At 58.1% G+C, this 22,705-nt stretch carries 18 protein-coding genes; 7 read left to right on the top strand and 11 right to left on the bottom strand.

Annotated elements, in window-relative coordinates:
* The first annotated feature begins 121 nt into the window (after window positions 1-121).
* A complete protein-coding gene (locus GGD50_RS21455) occupies window positions 122-841 on the top strand; it encodes a GntR family transcriptional regulator (protein WP_183939131.1) in 720 nt (239 codons plus the stop codon).
* Window positions 842-1,630 (top strand): pyrroline-5-carboxylate reductase, encoded by a 789-nt coding sequence (locus GGD50_RS21450; protein ID WP_183939130.1) that lies wholly within the window; start codon window positions 842-844, stop codon window positions 1,628-1,630. It abuts the gene before it with no gap.
* On the opposite strand, the gene GGD50_RS21445 is transcribed toward GGD50_RS21450, so the two are convergent.
* Window positions 1,627-2,175 (bottom strand): cupin domain-containing protein, encoded by a 549-nt coding sequence (locus GGD50_RS21445; protein ID WP_183939128.1) that lies wholly within the window; start codon window positions 2,173-2,175, stop codon window positions 1,627-1,629. The two genes, GGD50_RS21450 and GGD50_RS21445, sit on opposite strands and share 4 nt — an antisense overlap.
* A gap of 142 nt (window positions 2,176-2,317) precedes the next feature.
* On the opposite strand from GGD50_RS21445, the gene aptA reads away from it, so the two are divergent.
* Complete coding sequence (aptA, locus tag GGD50_RS21440) at window positions 2,318-3,652, top strand: omega-aminotransferase AptA (protein ID WP_183939126.1); 1,335 nt, start codon at window positions 2,318-2,320, stop codon at window positions 3,650-3,652.
* Window positions 3,653-3,715: 63 nt separating this feature from the next.
* On the opposite strand, the gene GGD50_RS21435 is transcribed toward aptA, so the two are convergent.
* Window positions 3,716-5,653: a methyl-accepting chemotaxis protein gene (locus GGD50_RS21435; protein ID WP_183939124.1), complete on the bottom strand. Its 1,938-nt coding sequence runs from the start codon at window positions 5,651-5,653 to the stop codon at window positions 3,716-3,718.
* A gap of 708 nt (window positions 5,654-6,361) precedes the next feature.
* Window positions 6,362-6,595, bottom strand: coding sequence for a DUF6429 family protein (locus tag GGD50_RS21430; RefSeq protein ID WP_183939122.1), 234 nt, complete (start codon window positions 6,593-6,595; stop codon window positions 6,362-6,364).
* A gap of 480 nt (window positions 6,596-7,075) precedes the next feature.
* Between GGD50_RS21430 and GGD50_RS33525 the strand changes: the two genes are divergently transcribed.
* Complete coding sequence (locus GGD50_RS33525) at window positions 7,076-7,264, top strand: beta-propeller fold lactonase family protein (protein WP_183939346.1); 189 nt, start codon at window positions 7,076-7,078, stop codon at window positions 7,262-7,264.
* A gap of 253 nt (window positions 7,265-7,517) precedes the next feature.
* A complete protein-coding gene (locus GGD50_RS21420; protein ID WP_183939120.1) occupies window positions 7,518-8,378 on the top strand; it encodes a tetratricopeptide repeat protein in 861 nt (286 codons plus the stop codon).
* Here GGD50_RS21420 and GGD50_RS21415 read toward each other — a convergent pair.
* From GGD50_RS21415 to GGD50_RS21400, 4 genes are all read right to left on the bottom strand, one after another.
* Window positions 8,316-9,032, bottom strand: coding sequence for a hypothetical protein (locus GGD50_RS21415; protein WP_183939118.1), 717 nt, complete (start codon window positions 9,030-9,032; stop codon window positions 8,316-8,318). The genes GGD50_RS21420 and GGD50_RS21415 overlap by 63 nt on opposite strands.
* 238 nt (window positions 9,033-9,270) lie before the next feature.
* Entirely contained in the window at window positions 9,271-9,849 is a 579-nt protein-coding gene (locus tag GGD50_RS33365; RefSeq protein WP_343069991.1) for an endonuclease/exonuclease/phosphatase family protein, read from the bottom strand.
* Window positions 9,850-10,214: 365 nt separating this feature from the next.
* Window positions 10,215-11,210, bottom strand: coding sequence for an aldo/keto reductase (locus GGD50_RS21405; protein WP_183939114.1), 996 nt, complete (start codon window positions 11,208-11,210; stop codon window positions 10,215-10,217).
* A 175-nt stretch (window positions 11,211-11,385) separates the two neighbouring features.
* Window positions 11,386-12,423, bottom strand: a complete 1,038-nt coding sequence (locus tag GGD50_RS21400; RefSeq protein ID WP_183939112.1) for a class I SAM-dependent methyltransferase — start codon at window positions 12,421-12,423, stop codon at window positions 11,386-11,388.
* A gap of 222 nt (window positions 12,424-12,645) precedes the next feature.
* On the opposite strand from GGD50_RS21400, the gene GGD50_RS21395 reads away from it, so the two are divergent.
* Window positions 12,646-14,607: a putative bifunctional diguanylate cyclase/phosphodiesterase gene (locus GGD50_RS21395; RefSeq protein WP_425503990.1), complete on the top strand. Its 1,962-nt coding sequence runs from the start codon at window positions 12,646-12,648 to the stop codon at window positions 14,605-14,607.
* A 176-nt stretch (window positions 14,608-14,783) separates the two neighbouring features.
* Window positions 14,784-16,073, top strand: coding sequence for a TadE/TadG family type IV pilus assembly protein (locus tag GGD50_RS21390; RefSeq protein WP_183939108.1), 1,290 nt, complete (start codon window positions 14,784-14,786; stop codon window positions 16,071-16,073).
* A gap of 23 nt (window positions 16,074-16,096) precedes the next feature.
* On the opposite strand, the gene GGD50_RS21385 is transcribed toward GGD50_RS21390, so the two are convergent.
* The 4 genes from GGD50_RS21385 to GGD50_RS21370 all read right to left on the bottom strand — a co-directional run bounded on the left by GGD50_RS21385 (window position 16,097) and on the right by GGD50_RS21370 (window position 22,685).
* Window positions 16,097-17,449: a cytochrome P450 gene (locus tag GGD50_RS21385; protein WP_183939106.1), complete on the bottom strand. Its 1,353-nt coding sequence runs from the start codon at window positions 17,447-17,449 to the stop codon at window positions 16,097-16,099.
* Entirely contained in the window at window positions 17,446-18,609 is a 1,164-nt protein-coding gene (locus GGD50_RS21380) for a methyltransferase family protein (RefSeq protein WP_183939104.1), read from the bottom strand. Before GGD50_RS21380 ends, GGD50_RS21385 begins: the two co-directional genes overlap by 4 nt.
* A gap of 74 nt (window positions 18,610-18,683) precedes the next feature.
* Window positions 18,684-19,067 carry a hypothetical protein gene (locus tag GGD50_RS21375; RefSeq protein ID WP_183939102.1) on the bottom strand — a complete coding sequence of 128 codons (384 nt, stop codon included), beginning with the start codon at window positions 19,065-19,067 and terminating at the stop codon, window positions 18,684-18,686.
* Window positions 19,068-19,289: 222 nt separating this feature from the next.
* The gene (locus tag GGD50_RS21370; RefSeq protein WP_183939100.1) at window positions 19,290-22,685 is read right to left on the bottom strand and encodes an acyl-[ACP]--phospholipid O-acyltransferase; all 3,396 of its coding nucleotides are present in this window, start codon (window positions 22,683-22,685) and stop codon (window positions 19,290-19,292) included.
* Between the last annotated feature and the right edge of the window lie 20 nt (window positions 22,686-22,705).

Below are 22,705 nucleotides of genomic sequence, written 5' to 3'. Positions count from 1 at the left end.
GCTGTGTGTCGACTAACAAATTTATGTCAACAGCGTGTCGACAAAGTCAAGCGAAAATTTTACATTGCCGACACGCTGCTTTTCTGGCCCAATGCAGTATCTGCGAATGAAAGGGACCTAAGTGTCTGACGAAACTGAAGTGAAACGGGTCCGGGGAACCGGTTGGAAAAGCGTCTACGACACGCTGCGAAACGAGATCCTTGCTCTCACCCTGCCACCGGGCCAGCTTCTCGACGAGATGAGTTTGGCTGAGCGCTTCGACATGTCTCGATCGCCGGTACGCGAAGCCTTGATCCGCCTGGGTGCGGAGGAACTGGTCGTAACGCTTTCCAACCGCAGCACGATCGTTGCGCCAATCGAAGTCGCGACCTTTCCGAAATATGTGGAAGCGCTCGACATCGCCCAGAGGATGAATACCCGCCTGGCGGCGGCACTGCGGACCGATACCGACCTCAAGCTAATCGCCAAGAGAGAAAAGGCATTTGCGACCGCCGTCAAAACCGGAAACCATCTGGCGATGTCGGAGGCGAACAAGGAGTTCCACATGGCGATCGCCTATGCCGGCAAGAACCAGTATCTAGCCTCCTTCTACGACAAGCTCCTGTCCCAGGGTCAGCGCATGCTGCACCTGCATTTCGAATATCTGGAACGAACCCACGAGGGGTATCTCCTCACGGACGAGCATAGCCTGATGCTGGAAGCGATCCGGGACAAGAACGTCGATCTGGCAGATGAACTCGCCCATGCCCACACCCGGCAATTCCAGGATAACTTCATCAGCTTCATGCGTGAAAACTATACGACCGACGTCTCACTCGGCCCCGCGCGAGCCGCAGAGTAGATGGCGAAAATGAAAGCAATTGGCTTTGTCGGAACCGGCGCGATTACGGAGGCCATGGTGCGGGGCCTATTGGCTGAGCCAGCGTATGTATCGGAGATTAATGTCGCGCCTCGCAATGCGGAGATCGCAGCAAGGCTTTCCGCCCAATTCGAAAGCGTGACCGTGGCGGCTGATAACCAGGCGGTCGTCGATCATAGCGACATCGTCGTCCTGGCCATACGCCCGCAGATTGCCGAGGACGTTATCCGTGAGCTTCGTTTCAGAGACGGACAGCGCATTGTCAGCGTTGTCGCCGCGCTGGAACGCCAAAGCTTGCTCGGCTGGATCGGCGCCGACGTCGACCTGGTGCAGGCAATCCCTTTGCCGTTCGTCGCAGATCGCCAAGGCGTGACCGCCATCTATCCTCCCGATCCGGAAACAGCTGCCCTATTCGATGCTCTTGGCACCACCGTTCAATGCGAATCCCGCGGGGAATATGACCTTCTTGCCGCCGCCAGCGCCATGATGTCGACCTTCTTCGGTATCATGGAGTTCACAACCGACTGGCTGGAAAAGAACGGGCTCGATCGATCGAAGGGCCAGGCCTATGTCGCGCCATTATTTGCGAGTTTAGCGCAAAGGGCCAACGAGCCTGATGTCACGTCATTCAATTCCCTGAGCTTTGAATTCGCCACCAAGGGCGGGCTAAACGAGCAGGTTTTCTTAGACTTCGAGAAGAAGGGCGGGCGGCAGGCACTGACGTCCGCACTCGACAGGGTACTTGCGCGCATCGAAGGCCGCAGCAACTAAAATGTCGGCGGTGTGCAGGCGCTGATGACCTCGCAAGGGACCGGACCGACGCACCGGAACCGATGCGGGCGCCGGCTTTCGAAATAATAGGCATCGCCCGGTCCAAGGATTCGCCGCTCGTCGTCGACCGTGATTTCGAGCCTTCCCGACAGCACGATCCCACCTTCCTCTCCGTCATGGACGAGAGGGACCTTTCCGGTATCGGCGCCAGGCTGGTAGCACTCTCTAAGGATCTGCAGGCTGCGCCCGAACAGGTTTTCTCCAACCTGCCTGTACGAAATGGCGCCCTTGCCGATCTCGACCAATTCTTCCGCGGCATAAAAAGCCTTCTTGGGCCGCTCGGGCTCGAACGCGAAAAATTCCGCGAGGCCAATCGGGATACCGTCCAGAATCCGCTTCAAGGCGCCAACCGACGGGTTCGAGGCGTTCGATTCGATGAGAGAGATCGTCGAATTCGGCACGCCGGTGCGCTTGGCGAGCTCGCGTTGAGAAAGGTTATGCGCGATACGCAGATGACGGAGACGGTTGCCGATATCGACGGACATGATGGGGCGTTCGTGTTGTTCAAAATATGTAAAACAGTATCTTTCGATTCTATAAATTTCAATAGGTTACTGGCGCAAAGAAAAGGACTTGTTTGAAGAAAGGAAATCGTCGATCTGATTGTCATCCCAGAGGAGGCCAATCATGGATCAGGTTAGCAAGCCGAACACCCCCGTTCTCGACAATTTCTGGATGCCGTTTACAGCGAACCGGCAGTTCAAGGCAGCGCCGCGCCTGTTGGCCGCCGCAGACGGCATGTACTACACCGATGTCGACGGTAATCAGGTTCTCGATGGCACCGCCGGCCTCTGGTGCGTCAATGCCGGCCATGGCCGCAAGAAGATCGCACAGGCCGTCGAGCGACAGCTCGCTACCTTGGACTACGCGCCGACCTTTCAGATGGGCCACCCGATCGCATTCGACTTCGCCGCGAAGCTCGCCGCAAATGCCCCGGGCGGCGGTGAGGCCAAACTCGACCGCGTGTTCTTCACAGGCTCAGGTTCCGAATCCGTCGATACAGCTCTGAAGATCGCTATCGCCTATCAGCGTGCCATCGGTCAGGGCACCCGCACGCGGATTATCGGACGCGAAAAGGGCTATCACGGCGTCGGGTTCGGCGGCATCTCGGTCGGCGGCCTCGTCAACAATCGCCGCGTCTTCCCGCAGATCCCGGCTGACCATATGCGCCACACGCTCGACATCGAGCGCAATGCCTTTTCGAAAGGGCTTCCGCAGCATGGCATCGAGCTTGCCGATGATCTGGAACGGCTTGTCGCCCTGCATGGCGCAGAGACCATAGCAGCCGTCATCGTCGAGCCGATGTCCGGATCGGCAGGCGTGGTCCTACCACCTGAAGGGTATCTGGCAAAGCTGCGCGCGACGGCGGACAAGCATGGAATCCTGCTGATCTTCGACGAAGTCATCACCGGCTTCGGACGCCTGGGAACACCCTTTGCTACCGACTATTTTGGAGTCGTGCCCGATCTGGTCACCACCGCCAAGGGTATCACCAACGGCACAATTCCGATGGGCGCCGTCTTCGCCAGCCGCAAGGTCTATGATGGGCTGATGGTCGGGCCGGAAAACGCAATCGAACTGTTCCACGGCTACACCTATTCCGGCCATCCTGTTGCCTGCGCCGCCGGCCTCGCCACGCTGGAGATCTATCAGGAAGAAGGGCTGCTGACGCGGGCGGCTGACCTGGCGGAGCACTGGCAGGAAGCCCTCCACTCGCTCAAAGGTCTTCCACATGTCGTCGACATCCGAAACCTTGGACTGGTTGGAGCCATCGAACTTGCTCCTCGCAAGGATGCGCCGGGCGCCCGCGCCTACGACGTGTTCGTGGACTGCTTCAACAAGGGTCTGCTGATCCGGGTCACCGGCGACATCATCGCGCTTTCGCCGCCCCTGATTATCAGCAAAGCGGAGATCGACACCATTGTCTCCATGCTGTCTGACGCGCTGAAGCGCCTTGGTTAAGGTGTCACGGAAAGGAGCGTAAGGCGGCGTCTAGCCCGCCCCCTTACGCGACCTTCGCGGTCCTCAAAACTCTTCCCAGCCTTCCTTTGAGGCTGCAGCCGCAGTTGCGGCGCCTCCATTGAAGGCGCCAGCGATCTTGGCTCTAAGCGAGCGGGCAGGTGACACCGCTGGCTGATGACGTTCGCTCGCCATGGCCAGGGGCGGTTGTTTGTCGCCCGCCGCGACATTGAACTGACCGAGCAAGTTGTTCAGCGATGCAACTTCCTTTGCAAGGCTGTGGCTCGCCGCAGTCGACTGCTCGACCATTGCCGCGTTCTGCTGCGTCCCCTGGTCGATTGCATTCACTGCCGTGTTGATCTCGGCAAGCCCCGTCGACTGTTCCCGCGCCGCCTCGACGATCGCCCTCACATTGGCATCGATTTCTTCGACCTCCTGGACGATCTGGCTCAGGGACTGGCCGGTGCGCGCTACGAGTTCGACGCCGTTGCGCACCTGGTTGCTGGACGTCGAAATCAGCGCCTTGATCTCCTTGGCCGCCTGTGCCGAGCGCTGCGCCAATTCACGGACTTCCTGGGCAACGACCGCAAAGCCCTTGCCCGCCTCGCCGGCACGCGCCGCCTCGACGCCGGCATTGAGAGCCAGCAGGTTCGTTTGGAAAGCGATCTCGTCGATAACGCCGATGATGTTGCTGATCTCGCTGGAAGACTTTTCGATACCTTCCATGGCGGCAACGGCTTCGCGCATCACAACACCCGACTTTTCGGCTCCGATGCGGGCCTGCGCCACGAGATGACCAGCTTCCTCGGCGCGTCGCGTGGAGTCCTTCACGGTCGTCGTAATCTGTTCGAGCGCTGCGGCGGTTTCTTCGACGGAGGCTGCCTGCTGCTCCGTGCGCTTCGATAGGTCGTCCGCCGCCGAACGGATCTCGTTGGCGCCGGCATCGATGCCGCGGGCGTTGTCGCCAACCGCCCGTAGCGCCTGCTGCATCTTTGTGATCGAACCGTTGAAATCGCTGCGCAACTGGTCGAGATGGCCAACGAATGGCTTTTCGATGCGGTAGGTCAGGTTGCCGTCAGACAGCGCGCCAAGGCCGTCTGCAAGCGCCTTGACCGCAAATTCGGTTTCGGCTGCCTCCCTCGCCTTCTGCGCGTCCCGCTCCATACGTTCTCGCTCGGAAAGGCTGCGATTGGCCTCCGCATCGCGCTCCAACCGGATGCGCTCGATCGCATTGTCGCGGAAGACGGCAACGGCTGCGGCCATTTGGCCGACCTCATCCTTGCGCCCCAGCCCTGCGACGGATGTTTCGGTTTCTCCACCCGCAAGAGACACCATCCGCTCCCGCAGTTTCTCGATCGGCGTCGTAATGCCCTTGGCCGCGATGAAGAGGCCGGCTGCGATTGCTGCGACGAAGACAATGCCGAGCGTCGTCAATGTATAGAGGATCGTGTGATTTGTCTGGCTGGTTAAGGAATCGCTTTCTGCCTTGACGTTCTTATTGGAGCTCTCGATCCACTGCCGGACGCTTACGATCTCATCTGCAATCAACGGATCTGCTTGTTTCAGCAATCCTTTGGCACTTTCGTCGTCCTTGGCACCCGCTTCGACCGCCTTGTCGGTGATGGCGGTAATCGCTTTGGCTTTGTCCGCCAGCACATCAACAGATGCCGCCTGTTCCGGGACTAGACTCCTGATGGACTTAAACCAGTCGAACAAGGCCTTCTTGTTGTCACCATAGTTTTTGACGAAACCGGGCATCTCCGGATCATTGGCGTTATAGGCAAGAACCTGATAGGCGTTATAGCTCAGCGCGACCACACGCTGGCTCGCTCGCGCCATTTGGATGGTAGCACTGCCATCATTTGCGAGAAGGCCGGAATAGGCGTCATTTGCAGCCTTATAATTCTGTGACATCGCAATGATGCCGGCAATGCCAACAAGGCAGATCGGGATGATGACTGAAAGAATCTTCGTGCGGATCTTGGTGTTTTGAAGAAACGACATGGGGCACATCGCGCAATTGCCAGGGATCGGGCATCACAGACAAGGAGCATCATGCTCGACGCAAATGCGCTGTATTCGAATTTAAGCAAAAGATGATAACGAATGAGTTAATAGTAGATTACTATTTAAAATTGCATTGTCATATCTTGTGACGCAAGCCGCTATATGCCTGCCATGCTGCCGGACACTGAAACCGTTCTATCAAACTTGTGCAAACCTGATCATGCATGAACATCTTCAGGACTCCCGTTGATTTCCTGCTTCGCGGGGGACGGTTTCACCGTGGTCTTCCGACGGCGGCCAGAGTCCAACCCTGCTGAGCGCAGTAAAGTTGCAACACTTGTTTTTGTCGTACGAAGTCCGCGTTTTGACCGGCACTAGGCGTAAGCAACTGTACTTTGTCGGTCCGGTCTCCATGAAGTGCCTACCCCGGTGATTTTCGAAAGGTCATAACGGCGATGGCCCGCAGCAGTCCGTTCAGACACAAGACGGCCGGAGGCTTCCATCGTCGGAGGGTTATTTGCGCCACGCCCATGATGCTCATGATATGCTTAGTGATTGGATTAGATCACAATGAGTACAAATAAAAACCCGTCGTTCAAACCCTGATCACCCACTGGTTCGCCGACGTGCTGGCCTGCATCGCCGACCTTCCCGTCTCCCGCTTGCACGAGATGCTGCCTTGGAATGGAAGGCGACATGGGGCCGTTATTGCGGCGACCGCGTAAATAGCTTCCGGAACAACGCTTCCGAACGCCCCAGGCCTTCATCGGTCAACACCAATGACTTTGACTTGTTGACCGGGTCGCCGATCATGCCCTTCTTGTGAAGCCGATCCGTCGCCGCCCAGTCGAAGCCCTTCCAAGCACAACGCTCGTTATGCAGCGTCAGCCATAGCAGCGCCAAAACTGCGTCGTCGATCTTATCCTCATCAATCTCCATCAACCAACTCTATCATACGCCATGCGCAAAATCCCCTGGTCCTGTTCGGATGGATACGCGTTTTCCGACGAAAGTGTAATGCTCTCATTTGGTAGAATTCAGTTCTGTGATGCTTAAGATACGCTGGTTGATGGAGTGAATCACTATCGAGAGTGACCTGCCTCGGCAACCGGCAACTTTTCGATACCAGCCGCTGAATTATTTCGAGGACCGTTCGGCGATACGAATGTTATTCCAAGTTATTCCAAATGTTGAAGGTTGAGTTTTCAGAAATCAGACCGTGAGCACCGAAGAATGGCAAATAGCAAGTTCATTCTCCCAAATCGCCGAACGGACAGCCTTTAAGCCTCCCGATTTCGTCAAGCGGCGAGTTGCTGCCCCTCGCACACCTGTGCGGGTTGCCGGGTAGGCTCGGGCTTTACAGATCGCGATCAGCAAAAGAAGCCGTTTTCTCTACACCGCCAATAGAGGCACGATTCCATCGCTATCTCCGACGTCGGCGAAGATGGCACCGTCGCCGTCAGGGAACGGGAACCGTCGCAAGGCCGGACGCCGCGTTTCTTCGCGCTCGATCCGGACGAGCAATATCTGTGCGAGGCGAATGAAGATAGCGACACGATTGTCCAATTCCGCTGCGACGCTGGGACTTGGTCCCGACGGGCGAGGTGATCCAGGTCAGCAGGCCGACGGCGATCGTTTTTGGCAAGTCTAAATAAGCTCATGCGCGCCGGATCACGCCAGAACATCTAAGCGCCCTCTGCCGCCCCGTGGAGTTGAGACGATAGTTCGACGATGGATCTGCTCCCGCCAAACAATCAGCTCATGCTCTAAGCTCCACAATTGACGGCTCGATATCGACGGCGGATAACTCCGCGATGATTATTTGCGGTGTTGCGCTCAGGAGCATCTGGATGGCGTGCGCATGAAGGAAAGTCAGCGTTTGGAGATCATTGCGGACGCGGTGGCGGCGTTCAATGAGAGCAATCGTGTGGCAGCAAGGCAGCTTTGCGAAGCCGGGTTGAATCAGTTTCCATCCGATCCGTCGCTCTCTCATCTTTTAGCAGCCATACTGTTTGCGGAAGAGGATTTTGCCGGTGCTCGGGAAAAGATAGAGACTAGTCTTGCTGCTCAGCCAAGGAACGTGCCCGCCCTCGTTCTTGCGGGTAAGATTTATCGAGCCGAGCAGAGGCTTGAAGCGGCATTGGTGCAGCTTGAGAAAGCAGCAAGCATAGAAATCCGGTTAGAGATCTTCGTCGAGAAAGCTCGAATTTTCGACCAGATGGGTAACAAATCGGCTGCGCGCGACGCCTGGAGCATGGTGCTAAATGCCGTGCCGACGTCCCGAGAGGCTCTAAGCCGCCTCAGCTCCCTGGCGAGGGAACGTGGCGCCCTCGTTGAAGCCGAACAACTGCTCGAACGCGCCATTGCCCTCGAAGACCATCCAGGAATCTGGTTTGAGCTGGCGCTCGTTCGGCACGATCTGCGCAAACTTGATGGCGCAGCCGAGGCTTACCGACGAGTCCTCGAAATCAAGGCAGATGCGCCGGAGGCTGGGGTCAATCTGGGTGTCGTATTGCAAGAGGCGGGCAGAATGCAGGAGGCCATGGCAGCCTTCTCGACTGCTTACGCACTGGATGTGTCCACGTTTGGAGTTATCGCCATGGCTCTTACCTCGGCGCCTTGCGGTCGGTTATGGCTCGACGAGGAGGTTCTGCGGCAATCATTGGCTGACGGAGCGGCCGCGCTTGGCTCGGAATCGCTTGCGGTAGACGCCCGGTGTTGAAAGTACGGCGGCAACCGTCTGCGTATACGCATTCTGCCGTTGCTCATCCAATTCCTCAAAAATAAGCTCCGGCATGCTGCGTGGGACCGCAAAGCACTGTGCGACGGGCGTTCCACGGGCTAGCGTCCCTGAGAATTCAGGTTGGGTCCAGATTGCCGGGAAATTGATCCCACCATCGGTAAACCGGTCGGAATCTACAAGGCCGGTGACAAGCCGGAAGGGAAGATCGGCGCGATTGACGGGATGTGTTGCAAAGAGCGACCAGCCGTCGTCGACCTGGATTGTCCAGAAGCTGTTGAATTTGATCGCCGCCTGCCCGGCGATCTCGAACGGGCTGCCGGTCAATTGCCCGGGCGTGTGAAAACTCAGCGGCGATCGAGGATGTTGTTCGGTGGCCGGGGACGGAACATCCCAATTCCAGGAGAAGACACCGTTATCGACAAGCACATCGCAGGGCAAAAGTATCATGAAGCCATAGGTCATCGCATCCACCACGGGCGGACACTGCTTCAAGGTACGCACCTCGCGACCGTGAATTGCCGAATATGCGGTGTTGGGCATCGCGCGCAACCAGTCCGGCAGCGCGCTGCGCGCAGGGATGGGACGCGGCAAATATTCGGCCAGGGTCGGGTCACATCGGAAAATAATACGCATTGTGCCCGCCTCCACTACTTTCTGCCGGTCAAGGCTGACCGGAAGTGGACGCTATCATTGCAATCTCCGCAATGAAACACGCTAAGGGTCAAAAAGAACAAGATCGTGCTTTCTCCGAGAAGCTCGCAGTTCTGTATATGCAATTCGACACCGCCGACCTGGGCGATTGCGGCAAAGACAAGCTGAGCCAAAAAAGGACATCACCGTCGTGTTGCGGCGGATTCAGATGATCCGAGCCTCAGCGGTCCCGCCAAGTTCTTTGGCGTTCTATGTCGACCATGACACCATAATGGTCGCTCGGCCATAATCCGTCTATCGGTTGATCGAAGACACATTCCGCTGACTGGACTTCTGCGCGACCGTTCGGATGTGCATTCCAGGATCCGACCAACACATAATCGAACCGGCGATGATAGTTCGTATGGCCGATGATTTGTTCCGCACCGTCGGCCGCACTAGGGTTGGCGACCGTCCAAGTGTCGCCCTTTTCAATTCCAGCAATCTCCCAAGCATCATAGTAGCAAACACTCCTGCCATCGAGCGACTGTCGACCCGTCAAGTAGCGTATCGAAGCCGCATCCGTATTAGCATTGAGGTCGCCAGCGATGATCGTCGGCAAAACCTGCCTATGCCTGCTGTCGAGATCGCTGATAGCCACGGCATGGCGCTCACGCGCAGCTTCAGCGGCTGGCCGCCAGGCCGCGGTGGTGCCGATGAAAAGAACACTGCCGATGTCACCGAGGTCTACGGTCGCTGCGAGCGTAGCCCAAGGTACATGCGGGGCCTGCGGCGTTCGCGGATCGAGTACTTCGACCACCTTATGGGGCCAGCGGGTCGCAATTGCTGCGCCGCCTTATCGATCAGCATAAAGCGGCGCAACAACCTGAACATCTTGCTGATGGGTGGCGTGCAGACCGAGACCCTCCATCATAGTGTCAAGGGTTCTTGCCACCGGCGTCCGGATGACCTCCTGCGGAGCCAGGAGATCAGGCTTCAGGCGACGAAGCTCCTGATTGATAATTTTATGTCTGCGGCTATCGCCCTCGACATTCCAAACGTTGAGAGTAACGACACGAACGCGCATGGCTAAACTTACTGGGGCCGAATGCTACTCGAATGCATGCCGGCCAGATAAGTTCCTCCGATTTGGGTTTTGCGACGGCCGCAAAGGATCCGCTGCAGCTAAAGGCCGGCCAGCGCTTGATCGATTTTCGCCATCACATTTGCTTGCAGCGGTCCCTTCTGAAGAGCACCGACATTTTCCTCGACCTGGGCAACGGTGCGGAAGCCGGGAATTGGTAGCGTGCGTGGCGAGCGCGCCCAGAGCCACGCCAGCGCACCCTGCGTCAGCGTGCGGCCGTCTTCAGTCAGCAGATTGCGGACCGCTTCCAAGCGGGCGGCGAACTCAGGAGCGATCTTACCGTCCTTGAAATAGACCATCCAACCGAGGCTTGCGCCGCGCACATCCTTCTCTCCGACGGTTTTATCTGGCGTGAACTTGCCGCTGAGCAGCCCCATGGCGAGCGGACCGCGATTGATGGAAATCAGGCCATTGCGCTCGATGAGCTCGACCATCGCCGGAACCGGCTCGAAGACGTTCATCGTATGCTGGATCGACACGAATCCTGAGCGGTGCACATGACGTGCAGCGCGATCCGGATGGTCTGTGCTCCAGCCGAAAGCATCGATCTTGCCTTCCGCTTTCAGAGTTTCGAGCGTTTCGAAAACCTCATCCGAGGCTTCGAGCGGAAAATCGTTGAGATGGAACTGTAGCAGGTCCAAACGATCGCGGCGCAAACGGCGCAAAGACGTCTCGGCGGACTGACGGATGAAGGCGGGATCGGCGAAGGCGCCTATCGCCTGTTTGGTCTTCTCGTCCGTCGCGGAGCCGAATTTGGTGGCGATGACGACATCGTCTCGATTGCCGATCGCCCTACCGAGCACTTCTTCGGAATGCCCCGCCCCATAATTCGAGGCGGTGTCGAAGAAGCGAATGCCGAGATCAACACCGCGCTCGATAGCGCGGATCGACTCATCGTCATCGACTTCGCCCCAGCCAAGCGGCACGTCGCCGGCATAAAACGGGCCGCCGATCGCCCAGCATCCCATGCCGAGCCGCGGAATCTCGCGGCCGTTCCAAAGCGCAATCGTGGTAGCATTATCGGGTTTGTTCAGCATATCGTCCTCCGCGATCGTTTGCCGTCGAGGCAGAGATAGGAAAGGCGACCCGGGTGGTAAACAATCAAATCTGCAGGGTATTTTTCACGGATGAAAAACCGCAGGTTTCGACTGCCCATTGGAACACAAGAAGCAGAGCCGCCCGAAGTGACGAAGGGCATGAATGACTGGCGAGTCACTCCGCCTTCGTAATTTCGCAATAGAGAATGTTGCGGTTCTCCCCAAACCAGACGGATACTTTTGTCTTCGCCTTGGCCGCGCTCGCGTCGGCAATCATTTGCATGTCGTTTTCCGAACGCAGAAGGAGGGGCCAATTCATGAGCGCCTCCATGTAGCCGTCTACTTCGATTTCCTGGGAGAAATTCGCAAATAGGAAGGAGCCGCCGGGCTTCAGCATGTCAATGCATTTGCGCGTCAATCTAGCGGCAACCGGAAACGGGAGATAATCGTAGAGGCCCGCAGCGTAGATGTAATCGAAACGCCCAAGCGTGTGCTTATTCGAAAGCAAGCTCTTCACGGTGCCATCCACGGCTTCGACGCATGTTCCGGCAAAATCGCGCGCAACGGTCCCCACACTCAACGGGTCCTGATCGAGCGCAATCCAGCGCCTGATTTTTCCTTCCCTCAGCGCTGACGACAATGCGGCTTCCCGAAGATGGCCCGATGCCACCGCGAGGACCTCGGCTGAGCCGGGTCGATCTTTGGCGCACTCATCCACCCGTTGCGCCAGGATATCGCGACGCTCTCTCACGGCGACGGATGAGGAAGCGTTTTTTGTATATTCATAGATCCTTCTGCCTAGGTCGGTAGATGCAGCAATTTCCGCCGCCACATTGGCATGCCCGTAAATGAAGTCGAGCAGATGCGCGTCCCCCGAATAGCCGCGCGGTTTCTCGAATGACCACCGTGTGAACGGATCCTGCAGCAGAAAATGCGCGACGGGATGGATCTGAGTAAGGACGATGATTTCATTCCATATGTTGGCGTGAAAGCGGCGGCGAATCTGATGCAACGCCTGCGATAGTCGGCTCACAACCACGTCAGGGTCCACTTCGGATCGAAACTGCTGAAGTGACAAATCGAGCGTAAGAGCAAGCTCCGCCTTGGCGGTTATCATCTGATCGGAGGAAGGAAGATCGTCTGGCTCAGTCGGGCGAAAAGTTTGACCAGGAACAATGAGACTTTCGCCGTCGAACTTAAAGTTTTGTGCCATAAATGAACTCCGTCGACGCAATGTTAAGCATAAATATGTGGAAGACAGAACTCGATTGGATTTTGCACGTCAAGAGGGTATTTCTAGCAGTACGAGCTAAATTTCGTGTCTGACACGGACGGAACTTTGGAAGCGGTGAACTCAGGTTTATCGGCAGCAATGCTCGGGAGGCATCGCCGCATGTTCTATGAACCATTATCTTCAGAGCAGACCGCATCCGGAATTCCCGTAAAAGCAACCTTTCCCGGTGCAGACTGGGCTGTCCCAACAAAAGAACGTCATGCTTCAGCCTTGAAGATAGCGACCGCCTACGCATCGGAAAACGATGCCGTTCGCCGGGAATGCACGCGTAAGGGTTTGTGGATGGCGGTCGCCGTGTATCTCGCCTTTGCCGCGCCTGACAGTTGGCTCATTCCGGACGTCGCGCCGCTAACAATCACCATGCGGTTTGTTGTTGCCGCCGTTGCGCTTGTCGCCTTCGAGATTTTGCGGTTGGCGAAAGCGAAGACCATTTGGCTGGACACCACCTGCGCTTTTGCGCTGGTCTTGGGTTATGTCGGCTGGCTTTATCCGGCTCTTGCCACCCAATATGCGATGAGCATGTCGTACTACATGATCTTCGGCGCGATTTTCATGATGGGTGCGAACCTATTCTTCAGCTTCTCGTTTCGGCTATCCGTCCTGACGTCCGGCACCGTATTGACCGTGTTTTTTATCGCGCTCTACGGTTTGTTTCCATCGACGCCGGCCTACCAACTTGCCTTTGGACTATTTTACGTCTCGTCCTTTGCCTTCACCTCCTTTGTGAACTGGCGCCTGAATGTCGAGCGTCACCACGTTTTCCTGAATGCGGTGGAAGCTCGCCGCCAGCATTGGGAGGCGGAAGAGCGCGGAAAGGCATTGCTCCGTCTTTCGCATACGGACTACCTCACAGGCATCGAGAATAGGCGCGCGATCGATCGGAGGCTGGACGAGTGCTGGAGCGCCTGGAAAAATGAAGGCCGTGAATTTTCCGTCATCCTGATCGACGTCGACTTCTTCAAGCGTTTCAACGATCGATACGGCCATCAGGAAGGCGACCGATGCCTCACCGTTATTGCCGCGACGCTTCAGAAACTGGTCGAGCATCACGGAGGCATCATTGGTCGCTATGGCGGCGAGGAGTTCATCGTTGTCATGCCCCTGCAGACGCCGGATGAAGCAACCCATATAGCCGGGAAAATTCGGCATCAAGTCGAGGCGCTCGCCATCCGGCATGAAGAGCGGCCAGACGACACGCAGTTCGTGACGGTGAGTATTGGCCTTGCTTTTGTCAACGAACGATCAGGGGCAAAGGTGGAATGGCTTGTGCGGGAGGCCGACCTTGCGCTCTATAGCGCCAAGGCCTCCGGCCGCAACTGCGTTCGAACATTTGATCCGATGCTGCGGCGTCCGAACGAGGATGCCGGAAAGTTGGTGCCGCTGCTGGCGGCAGCCATCGATCGCAGACTGGTATCGCTGGTCTATCAACCCATATTCGATCTCAGGGACGGCCAGATGAAAGCTGTCGAGGCTCTGATGAGACTTCGTATGCCCGATGGAACCTCCGTGCCACCGAGCGTCTTTATTCCGATCGCCGAACGGAGTGGATCCATTATCGAGTTGGGTCGCTGGGCGATCAAGACGGCATGTCAGGACATCCTCGCATCCGACCGCATGACCACGGTGAGCGTGAATGTCTCCCCGGTACAGCTAAGAACTCCAGGTTTCGCTGCAAGCGTTGCCGCCATCCTGGAAGAAACCGGGGTATCCGGGTCCCGGCTTGCATTGGAGGTCACCGAGGGCCTGGATATGGAGATGCAACCCGAGGTGCTGCGGTGTGTCGCCGATCTCCAGGCGCTCGGCGTCGAGATTTGGTTGGATGATTTCGGCTCTGGCTACGCCGGATTGTCATGGCTCCGGGCGATCGAGTTCAACACGGTCAAGGTTGACCGAACCTTCCTGCATGATTGTTCGGACGAACGTGGGCTGACCATGTTGCAAGACATGGTCGCCCTTATCCGCAACCGGGGGAACACCATTCTGGTGGAAGGTGTCGAGACCGAGGCTCAGATGTCTGTGCTCCAGAACCTCAGCATTGACCGGGTTCAAGGCTTTCATCTGGGCAGACCAGTGACCGCCGATTTGTTGGAGGCAAGTGCATAGCGCCTTCTCAGCACCATAAATGAACCAGATTGGGCGCCAGGCGCTGACGATTCATTCTTTCTTAATAGTGCGCCTTAAACGCGGTTTTATATTTTAGCGATATACGGTTTGGAAACTGCCATGAGGGCGGATCGAGCGCGAATGAACTGCGTCGCCTAGCCTTGGTGGTCTATCAGATGTTTCACACGCTTCTTCGCTTCCTGCGGAGCAAATCCGGCAATTTCGGCACGATTACCGCCCTCCTCGCGGTACCTTTGATCGGCGCGGCAGGCCTGGCGGTCGACGTTTCCAATGCGCTCAGCTTGCGCAGCCAGCTCTATGAAGCAGCCAATGCCGCAGCACTCGGCGCGATCGCGCAATCCTCCAGCGGCGTAGCAGCAGCCATGACCATGTCTGGAGACGGCGTGGTGACAATCGGGCAGGATGAGGCACGCAAGCTCTTCTTCGGTCAACTCGCGAGCGACTGGAAGAATGTTCCGGTCAATGTCGACATCTCGGTGACGAAGGCAGCCAATATCGTAACGTCGAACATCACTTTCCATGCGACTGTTCCAACGTCGTTTCTGCAGATCCTGGGCGACACGTCCATTCCGATCGCCGGATCGGCCACCGCGCAATACCAGACCGCCACCTTCATCGATTTCTACATGCTGCTCGACAACACGCCCTCCATGGGCGTGGGAGCGACGCCGACCGACGTCGCGACGATGCAGGCGAATACCAGCGACAAGTGCGCCTTCGCCTGCCACAACATGGACACGACGAACAACTATTACACTCTGGCGAAGAAACTTGGGGTCAGCATGCGCATCGACGTGGTGCGCCAGGCGACACAGAAGCTGACGGAAACGGCGACGACCAGCCGCGCGACGCCCGATCAATACAGGATGGCAGTCTACACCTTCGGCACGCAGGCGGAGAAAGCGCAGCTAACGACAGTATCCGGCCTGTCGTCCGATATGGCGCAGGTCAAGAGCTATACCGACGCCGTCGATCTGATGACCATTCCCTATCAAGGCTATAACAACGATCAGACGACAAGTTTCGACAGCGCACTCACCCAAATGAAGACCAACATGGGCGCGGGCGGTGGCGGCACCAGCAGCACCGATCGCGAAAAGGTTCTCTTCTTTGTGACAGATGGGGTTGGCGACAGCAAGAAGCCCTATACCTGCACGAAACCCTTGACCGGCACGCGGTGCCAGGAGCCGATTGACACCTCCTTCTGTCAGCCGCTGAAGGATCAAAACGTCAAGATCGCCATTCTCTACACGACCTACCTGCCGCTGCCGGCAAACAACTGGTACAACACCTGGATCGCCCCATTCCAATCGCAAATCCCGACACGCCTGCAAAGCTGCGCCTCGCCCGGCCTATATTTCGAGGTCAATCCGACCCAAGGCATCACCGATGCAATGAACGCACTCTTCCTGAAAATCATCAGAAGCCCTCGCCTGACGAGCTGAGGTTTGGGCTTGGGGGCGCGCGGCTAAAAACGGCGTGTCCGCCATTGCAAGGGCATGCCGGCGGCGGGGCGCAGCGAAAAGCGCGCCGCGGGTGCCGGCATTCGATCACAGGGTTGCGGCTCCATCCATTGCAGCATCGTCGTAAGCGCCAAAGCCGTTTCCATGAGGCCGAAGTTCTGGCCGATACAGACGCGAGGGCCGGCCCCGAAAGGCAGATAGGCGTAAGGTGGCCAATCCGGTTCGCCCATGAACCGCTGCGGATCGAACTGCTTCGCGTCCTTGAAGAATCTTCCGTCGCGTTGCGTGATGAACGGCACAATCTGCACGAGATCTCCGCGGCGGATCATATGGCCATTGATCTCCACATCCCTTAGCGCCTCGCGTAGGAACAACGTATAGGCCGGCGGATAAAGCCGCAGAGTTTCGTTGAGGATCGCCGTGATCGTCGGCAGCCGGGCAAGATCGGAAGTCTTCGGAGGCGAACCGCCCAGTACGTTATCGACCTCATGCAAGGCCCTCCCCAGCCAGACCGGATGGGCTGCCAGCGCAGCCAGTGCCCACGCAAGCAGCGCGCCCGAGGTTTCGTGACCGGCGATTAGCAGGCTCATGGCGTCGTCGCGAATGGCTGCCGCGCGGCGCTCGTGATGCTCGATCAGGCTGGAAATAAGATAGGCGCCGCCATCATCGGAGCGTTCGAGCGCCTCCCTCACCAGTCCCATGACGAATTCGTCCATGTCCCGCATGGCCCGGCGCTTGCGACGCGCGAGGGGCAGAGGCAGCCAGTTGGGAATGTTCAGCGGCGAGGTACTTTCCGCAAAGGCGACGATGGAGAGATCCTGCACCGCCGTTTCGATGCGATCGCCGTCGGCAACCGGGCGCATACCGAACAGGGTTCGGATGGCGACGTTCAGGGCAAGTCTCGCCATGGCTTGGTCCGCATCAAAGAGCAATTGGCCGCGACTATCAGCGCTTTCCGCCAGAGTTTCGCAAAGTCTCGCGGTTTCATCCACGACAGCCTCGCCATAAGCCGGGAGACGTCGAGACTGGAAGGCCGGCAACACCTTTCGCCGCCTTTCACGCCAATGCTGCCCCTCCGCCAGTAGAAGGCTGTCGCCATTCCATTGGCGCAGGACGGCCATCATTCTGCGAAAGCGGATAAATGCATCCGCCTGCCGGGTCAGAACGGGCTCGATGAAATCCGGGTGAAAGAGATACCACAGCCTGTAAGGACCAAGCCGAAGCTGTACGACGTCGCCATAGTCCCTGTGCAGACGCGTATAAAATGCGAGTTGGTCCGAGCGAATGCGCAACAGGTGATCGATGCCGAGCACGAAGCGGTTGGGTTGCTTGCTCCTGATGTCGGGCGGACTGCTCATGCAGACACCGTCGTGCGTGACATGGCTTGCAAAGGCAGAACAGGCAAAAGAATTAGATGGCCGATCAACGCGGTGATAAAATTGCCGTGGGTCAGCGCCATGCACAGGGCCGGCAGACCGGCGTAGGATTTGTGATCGGAAGGATTGTCATATCGCGCTCGGCCTGCCTCATAACGGATTTCGAGGCCTGTCGAACCGATTTTCGCCAGGAGTCTTCCGAGCAGCCGATCGGGCAACATGTCCTCATTCAATGAAAGCGTGGCCATAGCGCGACAATGCGGGCGCCAGAGCGGCAGCCACTCTGGAACCTCGCGCCGATACTCCGCCCAACCTTCTGGAAAGCGCTGCTGAAGATCATGGCGATGGTGCCAGCGCACGACACCTTCGACGAAAATCCAGGCCATGATCGCCGCTGCCATGATCCAGATATTGCCGAGAAATGCTCCGAGTACCATCCACGATAGAGCGGCCGACAGTTGCATCGGATTGCGCACAAACGTGTAAATGCCGGTTCTGACCAGCCTCTCGGTCGGATCCAGGGGTATGGCCGTGCCCAATCCCTGAACCGCCAGCATCTGCACAGCGCTAAGTCCGATGACGAAGCTAGGTGCCAGGCCGGACAACATGCCGATCCACCACAAGGTTGAACGCGTCGACAAAGCCCACTCGCCGCCCATGGCCGCCATGATCAACGAAGGAAGAATGCCGAAAGTGAGGCCGGCATACATCAAAGCCAGGAGTGCAACGCGCCGTGGGAGATGGATATTCTGTTCCGTCCAACGGGCAAGATAGAGAGCGGGGACGTGTGCTGTGGCAAAGACGAATGCGACACCCAGGATCCAGTTCGGTCCGGCCGACACAAGCGGTACCAGCGACGTAAAGAGGACGCCATGCATCCCGATCATGATCGTCGCGCAAATAAGCACGGGACTGGTCCGGGGGAAGGCGAAATAAAAAACAGGCCCGAACAGGATCGCACCGCCGATGATGATATCGACCGGCAGGCCGTTCAGCATCAGGGCATTCCAGCCATAGCTCCACCAGCCCGCGGAAAGTGCCAGCGAATGCGTGACGAAAATACCGGACACGCCATAGAGAAACGCAAAAAATCCGGCAACCTGCCGCCGATGGTTCGGTGGGCGCCAGCGAATAAGAACCATGAGCAAAGCCAGGGGACCAAACAAGAGTGCCCAGCGGAGCAACCACATCAACGGTTCTGGGAGCTGCAATGCCATCATACGATGAGCCGCCGCTTGATGGCATCGCGCAACGACGCAGGAATGCGTGTCTCAAACAATTCGACAACCAGAAAGGCGATCGGGAATCCAAGAGCTAGATGCAGCGCCAAGTTGGGCACGCCAAGGATCATGAGAATGAGTGCTAACGCAGCAAGCCGCATCAGCGCTCCCTCGGACGTCCGGGTGCTCCGCATCCGAACCAAAAAGAACAGGGCGGCAAAAGGCAGAACGACCGTCAGCGGAAAGGCAAGAAAATCATCCGGCTTGCAGTCAACAAGCTTCTCAACGGAAAGACCAAGCCTTGCAAGCACTAAAACCGATGCGGATACAATGATCCCCCTCAGTAGTAAAGGCCTCAAGAAAAAACGCTTATCTTTCACTGCACTCCCCAAAGCAGTCACCGGCCGGATTGACCTAAAGTATCGCGGTTCTAAATCTTTGAATCTACTTGCAATCATGAGCACTCGGCGGCGCTTAGTTTTCTTGATTGCCCTGGATCCGCGCTCACATCACAGGCTTACGCATGGCACGATGCCGAGCTTCGAGTAAAAAGCGGTCGATGGTTCAAATCATCGACCGCTTTGCCGTTCAGGTACGGAATTTTAGGCCGCCTGCGCCTGCGACAGGCCTTCCATCGCCATGGCGCGGGCAGTCACGAAATCGACCTTGCCGGAGCCGAGGACCGGGACCTTGCCGATGGTGACTTCGGCAGGGGCCATCATTTCCGTGGCGCCCTTCGATTTGGCGAATGTCAGGAAATCGCTTCTCGTGGCGTTTGTGGCATCGGTCAGAAGCACAAGACGCTCGCCCTTCTTCGGGTCCGGCACGGCAGAAACGACGCTGAGAGCGCCGGGCCAGAGCTGCGCGGCAAGCGTCTCCACTGCCGCAAGCGAGATCATCTCGCCGCCGATCTTGGCAAAGCGCTTGGCGCGGCCGCGGATCTTGACGAAGCCGTCTTCATCGATGGTGACGATATCGCCGGTATCGTGCCAGCCTTCCGGCAGCGGCTCGAGGACGCCGGGATTGTCAGCGCGCATGTAGCCGGACATGACGTTGGCGCCGCGGATGTGAAGACGGCCGCCTTCATCAATGCCGGGTACCGGCTCGAGCTTCCATTCCATGCCTGGCATGATCTTACCGACCGTTCCCGTGCGGTTGTACATCGGCGTGTTCAGCGAGATCACCGGCGCCGCCTCGGTCACGCCATAACCTTCCAGGATGCGCAGGCCGAATTTCTCCATATAGACTTCGCGGGTCGATGCCTTCACCGGCTCGGCGCCCGAGAAGATGTACCGGATCGATCTCAGGTCGTAAGGATGGGCGCTGCGCGCATAGCCGTTCAGGAACGTATCCGTGCCGAAGACGATGGTCGCGTTCGAGACGTAGATCAGCTCCGGCACGATGCGATAGTGCAACGGCGACGGATAGAAGAACACCGGCACACCCGAGACCAGCGGCAGGATCGTGCCTGCCGTCAGGCCGAAGGAGTGGAACATCGGCAGGATGTTGAACACCTTGTCGCCGGGGTGGAAGTCGATGCGCGAAGCCGCCTGGGCTGCGTTCGACAGGATATTGCGGTGGCTCAGCACCACGCCCTTGGGCGCCCCTTCGGAACCGGAGGTGAAGAGGATGACGGCCGGGTCCTCGGCACTGCGCTTGACCAGCGGCCGATATTTGCGGGTGAGACCGGCGATCTTGTCGAGAGCGGTGATCTGCGTTCGCAGCTCGTCCAGCCAGACGAACGTCACATGCTTTTCAAGCTCCTCGACCACGGGGCCGAGCTTGGCCTGCGTGATGAAGGCGCGCGAGCAGAGCACATGCTTGACCTCTGCCGTCCGGCAGGCGGAGAGGATATTGGCGGCACCCGCGGTGAAGTTTAGCATGGCCGGAACCTTGCCCGCCGACATGACGCCGAGGACAGTCGCGGCCGTGCCATTGGCGTTCGGCAGCATGACGCCAAGCGTCTTCTCGTTGGGGAACATCTTTCGGAACTTCGCGCCGAGTACTGCGGCACCGGTCAGAAGCTTGGCATAGGATAGCTTGCCGGCGATCGGGTCCTCGACGGCGATTTTCTTACCGCCATATTCGTGGGCACTTTCGATGACGCGGCCAAGTACCGTGTTATCGGTGTCGGCCGTGCGGAACATCAGCGTCGACATGATCTGATAGAGGGCAGCACCGGCCGCGATGCGCCGCTTCCTGCCCTTGAGTTCGGCCGGAACGTCAAGCTTGACCGGCTCAAGGATCGTCACCTTGACCTTGGGGAAGAGACGGCGGCGAACATGGCTCGACGTCAGGTAGGAAGCATAGCTCTTTTCCAGACCATCGATACGCACCGGCACTATCATCGCGCCGGTCTTGTCGGCGACCATGGCGGCACCGTCATAGACCTTCATCAGCGTGCCGGTGACCGTCAGACGACCCTCGGGGAAAATGCCGACCGGGCTGCCATCCTGAATCACCTTGATCAGCGAGCGCGTCGCCATCGGCTTCGTCGGGTCGAGCGGCAGGAACTTGCACTTCGTCAAAAGCGGCCGCACCCACCATTTCTTGGCGAACGCATAGTCGATGGCGAAGACGGGCTCTTCCTCAGTGATGGCAAGCGCCAGGGCACCGTCGAGCAGGCTCACATGGTTCAGCGCGATGATCGGCGCAGGACCTGCCTTGCGGATGTTTTCCAGACCCTCGACTTCCAGCCGCATGAAGGCGCGGAAGATGATGGAGATGAGGTCTCGGAAGGCGTTGGTCGGCAGCATCTTCAGCATGAGCCAAGCGATCGCGATATTGAGCACGGAGATGCTGAGAATAACCACCGGAACCGACAGGCCGATGGCCTGCAGGACGGCCACGAGGGCCAGGCCGACGGCGATGAAGAGAGCCGACAGCACATTGGCGGCGCCGATGACGCGGGCGCGGCGATCCTCATGCGCCCAGCTTTGCATGGCCGCAAAGGTCGGGACGGCCAGGAACGCACCGCCGATTGCCATGCCGGCGAGATCGATGGCGACGCGAATGGTCTTCGGCCCGGCGAAGAAGCCGAGAATGGTTTCGGCGTGAGACGTCGACTGCAGACCCCACAGGTTCCAGGCGAGATCGAGACCGAAGAGCGCGACAATCAACATGCCGACAGGCGCCGGCAAGAGCACGATGCGGCCGGCAGCCATCCATCCGGCGATGGCCGAGCCGATGGCAACGGATATGGCAAAGATTGCCAGATAGGCGGGAACGACGATTTCGGAACCACCGAGAATGTCGGTCACCATGACCGGCAGCATCGACATGATGAAGGCACCGACGAACCAGAACCAGCAGTTCATCAGCGAAGCGCGCCAGATGCGGCTGTCGGCGCGAAGCTCGTTGACCAGCCTGTAGCTGGAGCGCACAACATTGGTGTCGACGACGAGATCTGGTGCCTTGGAGCCTGTCGAGGAGATCATACGGGCGGCAAACCAGCAGAGGATGGAAAGCGCCATCATCATCGGGCCGAAGATCCAGACATTTTCGCCTTCACGGAAAGCAACCGCCGCGACCATGGTGCCGGTGAGAATGGCGATGAAGGTGCCGCCCTCGATCCAGGCATTGGCCTTGGGAAGATCCCGGCTGTGCAAATGATCCGGCAGGATGCCGTATTTGATCGGCCCGAAGAGGGAGGAAATGACGCCGAAGCCGAAGAGGGCAAGCATCAGAACCCAGATGGAAGAAAACGCGATGCCGACGACGGAGATCGCCGCCACGCCAAGCTCGCAGCGCTTCAGAAGCTCGGCCATCTCAGCCTTGACGTATTTGTCGGCAAGTTCCCCGGCAATCGCTGAAAGCAGCAGGAACGGCACGATGAAGATGCCGCCGGCAAGCGTCACCAGCGCCGCACCCTCCGTCGCCATCTTCGCGAGAATGACGAAAACCAGAGTCTGCTTGAGAAAATTATCATTGAAGGCGGTGAGGAACTGCGTCCAGAACAGCGGCGCGAACTTCCTCGATCTCATCAGGTGCTTTTGCATGGCGTTATCCCTCGTTCAGC

The organism is Martinezella paranaensis (genome assembly GCF_014200235.1).
Taxonomy (GTDB): Bacteria; Pseudomonadota; Alphaproteobacteria; order Rhizobiales; family Rhizobiaceae; genus Rhizobium; species Rhizobium paranaense.
This window is presented reverse-complemented; position numbering and strand designations above follow the sequence as displayed.

What these genes read in the sequence shown, in the direction of transcription:
- GGD50_RS21450 (WP_183939130.1), top strand. Translation starts at nt 842, where the DNA reads ATGGCGAAAATGAAAGCAATTGGCTTTGTCGGAACCGGCGCGATTACG.
- GGD50_RS21445 (WP_183939128.1), bottom strand. Translation starts at nt 2,175, where the DNA reads ATGTCCGTCGATATCGGCAACCGTCTCCGTCATCTGCGTATCGCGCAT.
- aptA (WP_183939126.1), top strand. Translation starts at nt 2,318, where the DNA reads ATGGATCAGGTTAGCAAGCCGAACACCCCCGTTCTCGACAATTTCTGG.
- GGD50_RS21435 (WP_183939124.1), bottom strand. Translation starts at nt 5,653, where the DNA reads ATGTCGTTTCTTCAAAACACCAAGATCCGCACGAAGATTCTTTCAGTC.
- GGD50_RS21430 (WP_183939122.1), bottom strand. Translation starts at nt 6,595, where the DNA reads ATGGAGATTGATGAGGATAAGATCGACGACGCAGTTTTGGCGCTGCTA.
- GGD50_RS21420 (WP_183939120.1), top strand. Translation starts at nt 7,518, where the DNA reads ATGAAGGAAAGTCAGCGTTTGGAGATCATTGCGGACGCGGTGGCGGCG.
- GGD50_RS21415 (WP_183939118.1), bottom strand. Translation starts at nt 9,032, where the DNA reads ATGCGTATTATTTTCCGATGTGACCCGACCCTGGCCGAATATTTGCCG.
- GGD50_RS21405 (WP_183939114.1), bottom strand. Translation starts at nt 11,210, where the DNA reads ATGCTGAACAAACCCGATAATGCTACCACGATTGCGCTTTGGAACGGC.
- GGD50_RS21400 (WP_183939112.1), bottom strand. Translation starts at nt 12,423, where the DNA reads ATGGCACAAAACTTTAAGTTCGACGGCGAAAGTCTCATTGTTCCTGGT.
- GGD50_RS21390 (WP_183939108.1), top strand. Translation starts at nt 14,784, where the DNA reads ATGTTTCACACGCTTCTTCGCTTCCTGCGGAGCAAATCCGGCAATTTC.
- GGD50_RS21385 (WP_183939106.1), bottom strand. Translation starts at nt 17,449, where the DNA reads ATGAGCAGTCCGCCCGACATCAGGAGCAAGCAACCCAACCGCTTCGTG.
- GGD50_RS21380 (WP_183939104.1), bottom strand. Translation starts at nt 18,609, where the DNA reads ATGGTTCTTATTCGCTGGCGCCCACCGAACCATCGGCGGCAGGTTGCC.
- GGD50_RS21370 (WP_183939100.1), bottom strand. Translation starts at nt 22,685, where the DNA reads ATGCAAAAGCACCTGATGAGATCGAGGAAGTTCGCGCCGCTGTTCTGG.